Below are 11,862 nucleotides of genomic sequence, written 5' to 3' on the forward strand. Positions count from 1 at the left end.
GAGCACGCTCGGCTCCTACAAAAGAGCTTGTGGCGTGAGTGGCTGACCCTGCCACTCGAACGCCACAGGCGCCAATACCTGATCAATTTGCGCGTCTCGCCACAACTCGGCCATTGTCTTGCCCGCCTCCGGGTGCAGACGCTCCGGCGCCATCATCGACAGCGGCCACAACACAAAGGCGTTTTTCAGAATTTCGGCTCGCGGCAAGATCAAGCCATCGAAATTGCCCACCCAATCGCCATACAACAACACATCGATATCCAACGGCAGGCCTTTGCGGTCGGGCGCGTAGCGGCCGTTGTCGGCCTCGATGGATTTCAACCGGCGATCGAGTTCCATCAACGGCAGGTCGGTATAAGCCGACACCACCAGATTGAAAAACGGCCCACTTTTGATCCCCACCGGCTGGCTTTCGAACACCGCCGAACAGCGCATATCCGTCAAGAAGCCCGCCAACGCATCCAAGCCGGCGCATAGACGAGCCTCGCGGTCGATATTGCTGCCAAGCCCGAGGTAAACCTGAGTCAACGACATCCGCGCTCCATCTCCACGCCCACGCCCTTGGCAGCCGGTACCGCGCCGGGCTTGGTCAACTTGAGGTGCAGCCAGGGAATCTGGAACTCACTCATCAGCACTTCGGCCAAACGCTCGGCAAAGGTTTCCACCAGTTGGTACTGGGAATGCTCGGCAAAGGCCTGGATACGCGCAGACACCCTGGCGTAATCCAGTGCCAGGGTCAGGTCGTCACCTGCCGCAGCTGGGCGATTATCCCAGGCGAAGCTCAGGTCCAGGCGCAGGCATTGCCGGATTCCGCGCTCCCAGTCGTAAGCCCCGATCACGGTGTCGACTTCCAGGCCTTCGATAAACACTCTGTCCAAGCACTTTTCTCCGCAGCACGACAAGGGCGCGATGCCCCGTTAGAATCAGGGCGTCCTCGCCCGGAATAGTTAGCATGTTTTGGTCACTGGCGATTTTCGCCTACCTGCTCGGCTCGCTGTCCTTCGCCATTTTGCTCAGCCGCTTGACGGGAAATCCCGATCCGCGAATGAGTGGCTCAGGCAATGCCGGCGCCACCAATATGTTGCGCCTGGCCGGCAAGAAACTCGCCGTCCTGACCTTGCTGGGCGACGTCTGCAAGGGCCTGCTGCCCGTGCTCATCGCCAGCCTCGTCGGCCTTAGCTTGCAACAGCAAGCCTGGGTGGGCCTGTGTGCCGTCCTGGGCCACCTGTTCCCGTTGTACTTCCGCTTTCGCGGCGGCAAGGGCGTCGCCACGGCGGCCGGCATGCTGCTGGGCATTTACCCCCCTGCGGCGTTACTGGCCATGCTCGCCTGGCTGCTGACGTTCTACCTGACCCGCACCAGCTCGCTGGCCGCGCTGATTGCCACGCCGCTGACCCTGCCGCTGCTGGCCTGGCAGGAACCAGAAGCGCTGCTACCGATGAGCGTGCTGACACTGCTGATCGTCTGGCGCCACCGCGGCAATCTACGCGACCTGTTTGCCGGGCGCGAACGGCATTTTTAAATACCCCGCCTGGACCCGGTGCCCTTGAACCTTACAACGGCGGCAATTGCTCCATCGGCCAGCGCGCCTGCACGCTGATCGCCAGACTTTCGTGCTGCCCGGCCTGCAAGCGCTGGCAACCGGCGTAGGCAATCATCGCGCCGTTGTCAGTGCAGAACTCAGGGCGTGCGTAAAACACGTTGCCATTCATGTCGCCGAGCATTTTTTCCAGGGAACTGCGCAACGCCTTGTTGGCGCTGACGCCGCCTGCGATCACCAGCCGCTTCATGTCCGCCTGTTTCAGGGCGCGCTTGCACTTGATGGTCAAAGTCTCCACCACAGCCTGCTGGAACGCCAGCGCGATGTCGCAACGGGCTTGCTGGCCGTCGTCCCCGGCGCTGACGCTCTGCTGCCAGGTGTTCAAGGCAGAGGTTTTCAAGCCGCTGAAACTGAACATCAAGCCAGGGCGATCACACATCGGCCGCGGGAAGGTGTAGCGACCGGCAACGCCGTTCTCGGCAAGACGGGCGATTTCCGGCCCCCCCGGATAATTAAGCCCCATCATCTTCGCGGTTTTGTCGAACGCTTCACCGGCGGCATCGTCCAGCGACTCGCCCAACAGTGTGTATTGACCGATCCCATCCACCTGAACCAGCTGCGTATGCCCGCCCGAAACCAACAAAGCGACGAACGGGAACTCCGGCGGTGTTTTTTCCAGCATGGGCGCCAATAAGTGGCCTTCCATATGGTGCACACCAAGAGCAGGAATACCCCAGGCAAAGGCCAGCGCCTGGGCGCAAGAGGCCCCAACCAGCAGGGCTCCGACCAATCCGGGCCCTGCCGTATAGGCGATGGCATCGATCTCGGTTGCCACACAACCGGCCTCATCCAGCACCTGGCGGATCAATGGCAGCATGCGCTTGACGTGATCGCGGCTGGCAAGCTCCGGCACCACGCCGCCATAGGCGCGATGCAGGTCGATCTGACTGAACAGTGCATCGGCCAAAAGCCCGCGTTCACTGTCGTATAGTGCGACTCCGGTTTCGTCGCAGGAGGTTTCAAGTCCCAGTACTAGCATGGGTTTGCGCCTTGTAGAGGCTGAATTCGAAGGCGCGCATAATAGTCGCCACTCCCCCTCCCGACTAGCGGTTTTCGATCAGAGGCTTTGCATTCCGGGCAATGAGGGGTTAACATCCGCAACCCTTAAAAACCGACGACCTCAGCCGCGAATTTTTTGCGACGAGAACGTTGATTCCCGGTAATGAAAGAAGGTAGCTCTGGATGCCAGCCGTCAAAGTAAAAGAGAACGAACCCTTCGACGTAGCTCTGCGTCGTTTCAAGCGCTCCTGCGAAAAAGCCGGTGTTCTGGCTGAAGTTCGTAGCCGCGAATTTTATGAGAAGCCAACTTCTGAGCGTAAGCGCAAAGCAGCAGCCGCTGTTAAGCGTCACGCTAAGAAAGTTCAGCGCGAACAGCGCCGCGCCGTTCGTCTGTACTAATACACAGACGTTCGTAGCAAGCTTCTGCCAAGCCCGGCCCTCAGCCGGGCTGTTGGCATTTGCGGATATCGCTTGATGCTTCACCGTCGACGCCGCACACGCGACCGAGACACTGCTTCACACGTCAGGGCTGGCTCTTTTGCCAGCGGTGCACGTCTCTTCTGACGAGCCTAACAAGGCTACTGACGAGCACACCTATTCTTCAAACAGACGATCAACCGTGTCGGCTGTGCCCATCGATGCGTTTCCGAGGCTGCCATTGGCCAAGACCGGACGCCCGGGCAACATTTCCATGCCGAAGACTGATCAGAAACTACCCTCAGTGAATATTCGGCAGATACACTTCCTGATGACCCATGCAGACGATGATGATCGAGCCCCCTATACGTGCGCTTGAACACCTCACGGGTCCTCATTTACACGCAGTGATGACGAGAACGCCATGGCCGGGCTGATTCCCCAGAGCTTTATTGACGACCTTCTGAACCGCACCGACATCGTCGATGTTGTCAGCTCACGCGTACAGCTGAAAAAAGCCGGCAAAAACTACACCGCCTGCTGCCCGTTCCATAAAGAAAAAACCCCATCCTTCAGCGTCAGCCCCGACAAGCAGTTCTATTACTGCTTCGGTTGCGGGGCGGGCGGGAATGCCCTGGGTTTCCTGATGGACCACGACAACCTGGACTTCCCCCAGGCTGTCGAGGACTTGGCTAAAGCCGCAGGAATGGAAGTGCCCCGCGAAGAAAGTGGCCGCCCGCACAAACCCCGGCAACCCACCGATTCGCCGCTGTACCCGCTGCTTACCGCTGCCGCCGATTTTTACCGCCAGGCACTCAAGAGCCATCCGCAGCGCAAGGCCGCTGTCGACTACCTCAAAGGCCGTGGCCTCACCGGCGAAATCGCTCGGGACTTCGGTCTCGGCTTCGCTCCGCCGGGCTGGGACAATCTGTATAAACACCTTAGCAACGACACCCTCCAGCAAAAGGCCATGATCGACGCCGGCCTGCTGGTGGAAAACGCCGAGACCGGCAAGCGCTATGACCGCTTCCGCGACCGCGTGATGTTCCCGATCCGCGACAGCCGTGGCCGCATCATCGCCTTTGGCGGCCGCGTGCTTGGTGATGACAAACCCAAGTACCTGAACTCCCCGGAGACCCCGGTGTTTCACAAAGGCCAGGAACTCTACGGCCTGTTCGAAGCGCGCAAGAACAACCGCAACCTCGACGAAATCATCGTGGTTGAGGGTTATATGGACGTGATCGCCCTGGCCCAACAAGGCCTGCGCAACGCGGTCGCGACCCTCGGCACCGCCACCAGCGAAGAACATCTGAAGCGCCTGTTCCGTGTCGTGCCCAGCGTGCTGTTTTGCTTCGACGGCGACCAGGCTGGCCGCAACGCCGCCTGGCGCGCGCTCGAAGCCACGCTGTCGAGCCTGCAGGATGGGCGTCGCGCACGCTTCCTGTTCCTGCCCGAAGGCGAAGACCCGGACACGCTGGTGCGCTCGGAAGGTACCGATGCGTTCCGTGCACGCATCAATCAACATGCACAGCCGCTGGCGGATTATTTTTTCCAGCAACTGACCGAAGAAGCCGACCCGCGCTCCCTGGAGGGCAAGGCCCATATGGCCACCCTTGCGGCGCCGCTGATCGACAAAGTCCCCGGCGCCAATTTGCGCACACTGATGCGCCAGCGCCTGCTGGAGATCACCGGTTTGAGCGGTGAAGCCGTCAGCCAGCTGGTGCACAGCGCCCCGCAAGAGGCGCCGCCAGCCTACGACCCCGGCATGGATTACGACGCCATGCCGGACTACGCTGACTTTCACCAACCTCAGGAGGCCTTCGCGCCCCAGCAGGAATGGACGCCAAAGAAGCCCGGCGCAGGTGGCAAGAAGTGGGATAAAAAGCCCTGGAGCAAAAACGGCAAGCGCGGTGATCGCGATGAAGCCTACGCGCCACGCACGCCCGTAGCGGTGGAAGCCCCCACACTGATTGCACTGCGCACACTGATTCACCACCCGCAATTGGCCGGCAAGGTTGAAAGTGCCGACCACTTTGCCAACGAGAGCAATACCTATGCTCAGGTGCTTATTGCACTGATCGAAGCCGTGCAGAAAAACCCTAAGCTAAACTCAATCCAGTTGATGGCTCGCTGGCATGGCACGGAACAGGGCCGTTTATTGCGGGCACTGGCGGAAAAGGAGTGGCTAATTGACGGCGACAACCTTGAACAACAGTTTTTAGACACCATTAATAGGTTATCCGCGGGTCAACACACTCAGACCCTCGACGAACTTATCAAGAGAGCAAGGCAGCCGGGATTATCGGCTGAAGAGCAAATTCAGATAGCAAAACAGATGCGCGACCTCTTAAAACAGAATGTTTACGCATCAAACCCGACCTCAGCTGGCGTGTGAGGTCATAGCTCGGGTATAATCCTCGGCTTGTTTTTTGCCCGCCAAGACCTTCAGTGGATAGGGTGTTATGTCCGGAAAAGCGCAACAGCAGTCTCGTATCAAAGAGTTGATACTTCTTGGTCGTGAGCAGGGTTACCTGACTTACGCGGAGGTCAACGACCACCTGCCTGAGGATATTTCAGATCCTGAGCAGGTGGAAGACATCATCCGCATGATTAACGACATGGGGATCAACGTATTCGAAACTGCGCCAGATAAGGATTCCCTTATGCTGGCCGACGCCGATACCGACGAAGCCGCCGCTGAAGAAGCTGCCGCCGCGTTGGCTGCGGTGGAGACCGATATCGGTCGCACGACAGACCCTGTGCGCATGTATATGCGCGAAATGGGTACCGTCGAGCTGCTGACACGCGAAGGCGAGATCGAAATCGCCAAGCGTATCGAAGAGGGCATCCGTGAAGTGATGGGCGCCATTGCGCACTTCCCTGGCACGGTTGACCACATTCTCTCCGAGTACACTCGCGTCACCACCGAAGGTGGCCGCCTGTCTGACGTCCTGAGCGGTTATATCGACCCGGACGACGGCATTGCGCCGCCTGCCGCCGAAGTACCGCCGCCTGTTGATGCGAAAGCCGCAAAAGCGGACGACGACTCCGACGACGACGAAGCTGAAAGCAGCGACGACGAAGAAGAAGCCGAAAGCGGTCCAGACCCGGTCATCGCTGCCCAGCGCTTCGGTGCGGTTTCCGATCAAATGGAAATCACCCGCAAGGCCCTGAAGAAGCACGGTCGTGGCAACAAGCAGGCGATTGCCGAGCTGGTGGCCCTGGCTGAGCTGTTCATGCCGATCAAGCTGGTGCCCAAGCAATTCGAAGGCCTGGTTGAGCGTGTTCGCAGCGCCCTTGAGCGTCTGCGTGCCCAAGAGCGTGCGATCATGCAGCTCTGTGTGCGTGATGCGCGCATGCCGCGTACCGATTTCCTGCGCCAGTTCCCGGGCAACGAAGTTGACGAAAGCTGGAGCGACGCACTGGCCAAGGGCAAGGCGAAATACGCCGAAGCCATCGGTCGCCTGCAGCCCGATATCATCCGTTGCCAGCAGAAGCTGACCGCGCTTGAGACCGAAACCGGCCTGACCATTGCAGAAATCAAAGACATCAACCGTCGTATGTCGATCGGTGAGGCCAAGGCCCGCCGCGCGAAGAAAGAGATGGTTGAAGCGAACTTGCGTCTGGTGATCTCCATCGCCAAGAAGTACACCAACCGTGGCCTGCAATTCCTTGATCTGATCCAGGAAGGCAACATCGGCTTGATGAAGGCGGTGGACAAGTTCGAATACCGTCGCGGCTACAAGTTCTCGACTTATGCCACCTGGTGGATCCGTCAGGCGATCACTCGCTCGATCGCCGACCAGGCCCGCACCATCCGTATTCCGGTGCACATGATCGAGACCATCAACAAGCTCAACCGCATTTCCCGGCAGATGTTGCAGGAAATGGGTCGCGAACCGACCCCGGAAGAGCTGGGCGAACGCATGGAAATGCCTGAGGATAAAATCCGCAAGGTATTGAAGATCGCTAAAGAGCCGATCTCCATGGAAACGCCGATTGGTGATGACGAAGACTCCCATCTGGGTGACTTCATCGAAGACTCGACCATGCAGTCGCCAATCGATGTCGCCACTGTTGAGAGCTTGAAAGAAGCGACTCGCGACGTACTGTCCGGCCTCACTGCCCGTGAAGCCAAGGTACTGCGCATGCGTTTCGGCATCGACATGAATACCGACCACACCCTTGAGGAAGTCGGTAAGCAGTTTGACGTGACCCGTGAGCGGATCCGTCAGATCGAAGCCAAGGCGCTGCGCAAGTTGCGCCACCCGACGCGAAGCGAGCATCTGCGCTCCTTCCTCGACGAGTGATACCAGAACCCCCGGCCCAGGCCGGGGGTTTTGCTTTCTACCGATTGCTTTGCACAGATTAACTGCCGCGCACCACCCCGCCCTCGCAATGCCCGTCTACACTCGAGACATTCCCCGTGCCATAACGAGACCGTTATGCCCAGATTGCCGACCGTGATACTGCTGTCGCTGCTGACCTGGACCGCAACGGCTGGCGCGTTGACTCTTACGGATGATGAGCGTAGCTGGTTGGCGGACCATCAGGAACTGCGCCTAGGCGTGGATGCGTCTTGGCCACCTTTTGAATATCGCGATGAAAATGGCCGATATCAGGGCTTGGCAGCCGATTACGTACGCCTGCTCCAGGACCGCCTGGGTGTGCGTATCAAACTGATCGAACCGGTTAACTGGACTGCGGTGCTTGAACAAGCCCGCAATAATCAGCTCGACCTGCTGCCTGGCATCATGTCCACCCCCGAACGCCAAAACTTCCTGGCGTTCACACGCCCCTATCTCGACTTTCCCATCGTCATCCTGGCCCATGAAGGCGGCGCGAAACCACGCAGCCTCAAGGATCTGTACGGGCTTAAAATTGCCGTGGTGGAAAACTACGCGCCCCATGAATTGCTCCGCACCCACCATCCGGACCTGAATCTGGTCGCCCTGCCCAACGTCAGTTCGACGCTGCAAGCCCTGGCCACCGATGAAGTAGATGCCGTGGTCGGCGACCTCGCCTCCAGCGTCTGGAGCCTGCGCCAACTCAAGCTCGACGGTTTATACGTCAGCGGCGAAACGCCCTACCGCTACCAACTGGCGATGGGTGTCCCGCGGAATGAAAAAATCCTGGTGGGCATCCTGGACAAAGTCCTCGCCGACCTCAGCTCAGCCGAAACGGATGCAATCCAGCAACATTGGGTCGGCAGCTTCGCCGATCACCGCACCTTCTGGGCTGACTTGCTCACGTACGGCCTGCCAGCGGTGCTGCTATTGAGTACGGTGCTGGCCATCGTTATTCGGATCAATCGCCGGCTCAGTTCGGAAATTTCTCGCCGGGTCGCCCTTGAACAAGAACTGCGAAGCAGCGAGTACCACTATCGCGGCTTGGTGGAGAGCTTGTCCGCCATCGCCTGGGAAGCAAGCATCAGCGATTTCACCTACAGCTACGTGTCGCCCCATGCCGAAGACCTGCTCGGTTATCCCCGCGCCCATTGGCTGATTCCAGGCTTCTGGCGCAACATCATCCACCCCGCCGACCTGACCCGCGCCGAGGCCTATTGCTATCGGGAAACTCGCGCTAACCGTGATCACAGCATTGATTACCGGGTCATCACCGCTGATGGCCGCTGCCTGTGGGTACGTGACATTGTCAGCCTGATCGAACACGGCCACGAGCCAGTGCTGCGCGGCCTGATGATCGACATCAGCGAAGCCAAGCGCACCGAGGAAGCCCTGCAACTGTCCGAGCAGAAATTTGCCTCGGTGTTTCAGCAGTGCCCAGACATCCTGGTGATTGCCCAGTTGTCTGATGGCTGCCTGCTGGAGGTCAACAAGGCATTCGAGGACCAGATTGGGCTACGCGCCGACGAGGTGGTAGGCAAAACCGCCTCAGATCTGAATATATGGGGCATTCAGGGCGTCGGTCCGGATTTGCTGCAGCGGGTACAGACCACCAGTATCCGTAACCTGGAAATGTCCTTTCTGCGCAGCAATGGTCAGGCATTTACCGGGCTGATCTCAGCTGAGCCGTTCCAACTCGATACCACTGAAGCCCTGGTGGTGGTGGTGCGCGATATCACCGAGCTCAAGGAAACCCAACAGCAGCTGCAAACCTCCGAAGAGAAATTCGCCAAGGCATTCCATGCTTCCCCTGACGGTTTACTACTGAGTCGCCAAAGGGATGGCCTGCTGATTGAAGTGAACGAAGGTTTCAGCCACCTGACCGGTTTCACCAGCGCCTCCTCACTTGACCAATCAACCCTGGACCTAGGCATCTGGGTCGACCTCAACGAACGCAAGCACATGCTGGAGTTGATGCAGCGCGACGGCTTTGTGCGCGATTTCATCTGTCATATCCGTCGTGCCGACGGCCAGATTCGCCTGTGCGAAGTGTCCAGCCGCCCACTGCCGATTGGCGACGAAGATTGCATGCTGACCATCGCCCGGGACATCACCGAACGCCAGTTGATGCAGGAAAAACTGCAGCAGGCCGCCACGGTGTTCGAAAGCACCGCCGAAGGCGTCTTGATCACCGACACACGGCAGAACATCAGCGCCGTCAACCGCGCCTTCACTGAGATAACCGGCTACAGCGAGGTTGAAGCCCTTGGCCATACCCCGCGCCTGCTCGCCTCCGGCCTGCATGACAGCGCGTTCTATGCGGCGATGTGGCACCAGTTGACGGCCCACGGTCATTGGCAAGGAGAGATCTCCAACCGCCGAAAGAACGGCGAGGTGTATCCGAGCTGGCTGACCATCAGCGCCGTGCGTAACCGCGAGCAATTGGTCACCCACTTCGTTGCCGTGTTCGCCGACATCTCCAGCCTCAAGCTGGCCCAGGCACGCCTGGATTATCAGGCCCACCACGACCCATTGACCGGCCTGCCCAACCGCACCCTGTTTGAAAACCGGCTGCAGGCCGCCCTCAACGGCCAGCAAGAAAGTGGTAAACAGGGCGCGGTGTTGTTTCTCGACCTTGATCGCTTCAAACACATCAACGACAGCCTCGGCCACCCGGTCGGCGACCTGCTGCTCAAAGACATCGCCGTACGCCTCAAGGAGCAGTTGCGGGACGTGGACACCGTTGCTCGCTTGGGCGGCGACGAATTCATCATCCTGTTGCCCGGCTTGCAACAGGCCAGCGACGCCCAGCACTTGGCGAACAAACTGCTCGACTGTTTTACCCCGCCATTCCAAGCCGGCGAGCATGAGTTCTTTATCAGCGCCAGTATCGGCACCAGCCTGTATCCGCAAGACGGTACCGACGTCGCCACCCTGGTCAAAAATGCCGACGCCGCAATGTATCGCTCCAAGGCCAAGGGGCGTAACCGGGTCGAGCGCTATACCCGCGACCTGACTGCCCAAGCCAATGAACGCGTAGCGCTGGAGCACGAACTGCGCCGCGCCATCGAACGTGAAGAATTGAGCCTGTATTACCAACCCAAGCGCAACCTGGTCACCCAACAACTGATCGGCGCCGAAGCCTTGATCCGCTGGCACCACCCGACTCTGGGCGACGTCCCGCCCGAACACTTTATCGCCTTGGCCGAAGAGAACGGCATGATCCTGCAAATCGGCGACTGGGTACTGGAACAGGCCTGCCGGCAACTGCACGCCTGGCAAGCGGCTTTCGAGGATTTCGGCCCCCTGTCCGTCAACCTCGCAGGCGCGCAACTGCGTCACCCCAACCTGCTATCACGCATCGAACAACTGCTGCACGATTACCGCCTCGAACCCGGCTGCCTGCAACTGGAAATCACCGAAAACTTCATCATGAGCCAAGCCGAAGAAGCGCTCGCGGTGTTGCACCAACTCAAGCGCCTGGGCGTCCAATTGGCGATCGATGATTTCGGCACCGGCTACTCGTCCCTCAGCTACCTCAAACGCCTGCCCCTGGACTTCCTCAAAATCGACCAATCCTTCGTGCGCGGCTTGCCCGACGACCCTCACGATGCAGCCATCGTGCGCGCCATCATCGCCCTCGGCCACAGCATGCAATTCACCATCATCGCCGAAGGCGTGGAGACTCCGGCGCAACAAGCATTCCTCGCAAGCGAGGGGTGTGAACAGATGCAAGGCTACATCGTCAGCCTGCCCCTCCCGCCGGAGCTTTTTGCCGCCAGCTTCCTTCGTACACGGCACAAGGATTTTTCGGATGGCACAGTGAACAAACCATCGCTATAATCCGCGACCTACTGAGGGCCTATAGCTCAGTTGGTTAGAGCAGGGGACTCATAATCCCTTGGTCGTAGGTTCGAGTCCTACTGGGCCCACCACACAAAAAAAGCCGCGCATTGCGCGGCTTTTGCGTATCTGGCATCACGGTTCTTTCAGCCAGGCCAAGCCTGTACCATGCTTGCTCATTGCCCCCGCACTGGAGCCCCCCCTTGCCCGCCCTAGACGAAATCGACCGCCAACTGATCGCCGCCCTGCAGCTCAACGCCCGTGAAAGCGTGGCCATGCTCGCCAGGCAGTTGGGCATCGCGCGCACCACCGTCACGTCGCGTCTGGCCCGCCTGGAGAAAACCCAGGTCATCACCGGTTACGGCGTGCGCCTGGGCCAGCGCGTTGCTGATGGGGGGTTGCAAGCTTATGTGGGCATTACCGTGCAACCCCGTTCGGGCAAAGAGGTGTTGCGCAGGCTGAGCGCCATGGCGCAAGTGCAGCAGTTGTGCGCGGTAAGTGGAGAGTTCGATTACGTGGCTTGGCTGCGCACCGATTCGCCAGAGCAACTGGACCAATTGCTGGACCAGATCGGCAGTGTTGACGGCGTGGAAAAAACCACCACCTCGATCATCCTCAGTAACAAATTGGATCGCGGACAACCAATCTGATCACTAC

Annotated in this window: 9 protein-coding genes and 1 tRNA gene; 7 read left to right on the top strand and 3 right to left on the bottom strand. The window is 59.4% G+C overall.

Annotated elements, in window-relative coordinates:
- Positions 1 to 15: 15 nt before the first annotated feature.
- Positions 16 to 534 (bottom strand): 2-amino-4-hydroxy-6-hydroxymethyldihydropteridine diphosphokinase, encoded by a 519-nt coding sequence (folK, locus tag AC4PS6_RS08075; protein ID WP_014720185.1) that lies wholly within the window; start codon positions 532 to 534, stop codon positions 16 to 18.
- On the bottom strand, positions 525 to 878 hold the full coding sequence (gene folB, locus AC4PS6_RS08080; RefSeq protein WP_122301714.1) for a dihydroneopterin aldolase: 354 nt from the start codon (positions 876 to 878) through the stop codon (positions 525 to 527). Before folB ends, folK begins: the two co-directional genes overlap by 10 nt.
- A gap of 74 nt (positions 879 to 952) precedes the next feature.
- Here folB and plsY point away from each other — a divergent pair, with 74 nt between their 5' ends.
- Positions 953 to 1,522, top strand: coding sequence for a glycerol-3-phosphate 1-O-acyltransferase PlsY (gene plsY / locus AC4PS6_RS08085; RefSeq protein ID WP_014720187.1), 570 nt, complete (start codon positions 953 to 955; stop codon positions 1,520 to 1,522).
- Between the two features lie 31 nt (positions 1,523 to 1,553).
- Here the strand turns inward: plsY and tsaD are convergent, their stop codons facing one another.
- Positions 1,554 to 2,579, bottom strand: coding sequence for a tRNA (adenosine(37)-N6)-threonylcarbamoyltransferase complex transferase subunit TsaD (gene tsaD / locus AC4PS6_RS08090; RefSeq protein WP_058410099.1), 1,026 nt, complete (start codon positions 2,577 to 2,579; stop codon positions 1,554 to 1,556).
- Positions 2,580 to 2,782: 203 nt separating this feature from the next.
- Here tsaD and rpsU point away from each other — a divergent pair, with 203 nt between their 5' ends.
- From rpsU to AC4PS6_RS08120, 6 genes are all read left to right on the top strand, one after another.
- Positions 2,783 to 2,998, top strand: a complete 216-nt coding sequence (gene rpsU, locus AC4PS6_RS08095) for a 30S ribosomal protein S21 (RefSeq protein ID WP_002551877.1) — start codon at positions 2,783 to 2,785, stop codon at positions 2,996 to 2,998.
- A 442-nt stretch (positions 2,999 to 3,440) separates the two neighbouring features.
- On the top strand, positions 3,441 to 5,411 hold the full coding sequence (dnaG, locus tag AC4PS6_RS08100) for a DNA primase (protein ID WP_038451740.1): 1,971 nt from the start codon (positions 3,441 to 3,443) through the stop codon (positions 5,409 to 5,411).
- 67 nt (positions 5,412 to 5,478) lie between these two features.
- Positions 5,479 to 7,326: an RNA polymerase sigma factor RpoD gene (gene rpoD, locus AC4PS6_RS08105; RefSeq protein WP_020302171.1), complete on the top strand. Its 1,848-nt coding sequence runs from the start codon at positions 5,479 to 5,481 to the stop codon at positions 7,324 to 7,326.
- Positions 7,327 to 7,461: 135 nt separating this feature from the next.
- Positions 7,462 to 11,205, top strand: coding sequence for a bifunctional diguanylate cyclase/phosphodiesterase (locus tag AC4PS6_RS08110; RefSeq protein WP_032902338.1), 3,744 nt, complete (start codon positions 7,462 to 7,464; stop codon positions 11,203 to 11,205).
- Positions 11,206 to 11,220: 15 nt separating this feature from the next.
- Positions 11,221 to 11,297 (top strand) — tRNA-Ile (locus AC4PS6_RS08115).
- Positions 11,298 to 11,408: 111 nt separating this feature from the next.
- Complete coding sequence (locus AC4PS6_RS08120; RefSeq protein ID WP_003194755.1) at positions 11,409 to 11,855, top strand: Lrp/AsnC family transcriptional regulator; 447 nt, start codon at positions 11,409 to 11,411, stop codon at positions 11,853 to 11,855.
- Positions 11,856 to 11,862: the final 7 nt, after the last annotated feature.

It is taken from the genome of Pseudomonas sp. DW-iso17, from assembly GCF_058725345.1.

Coding starts and splice junctions, on each gene's coding strand:
- folK (WP_014720185.1), bottom strand. CDS start 534: ATGTCGTTGACTCAGGTTTACCTCGGGCTTGGCAGCAATATCGACCGC.
- plsY (WP_014720187.1), top strand. CDS start 953: ATGTTTTGGTCACTGGCGATTTTCGCCTACCTGCTCGGCTCGCTGTCC.
- tsaD (WP_058410099.1), bottom strand. CDS start 2,579: ATGCTAGTACTGGGACTTGAAACCTCCTGCGACGAAACCGGAGTCGCA.
- rpsU (WP_002551877.1), top strand. CDS start 2,783: ATGCCAGCCGTCAAAGTAAAAGAGAACGAACCCTTCGACGTAGCTCTG.
- dnaG (WP_038451740.1), top strand. CDS start 3,441: ATGGCCGGGCTGATTCCCCAGAGCTTTATTGACGACCTTCTGAACCGC.
- rpoD (WP_020302171.1), top strand. CDS start 5,479: ATGTCCGGAAAAGCGCAACAGCAGTCTCGTATCAAAGAGTTGATACTT.
- AC4PS6_RS08110 (WP_032902338.1), top strand. CDS start 7,462: ATGCCCAGATTGCCGACCGTGATACTGCTGTCGCTGCTGACCTGGACC.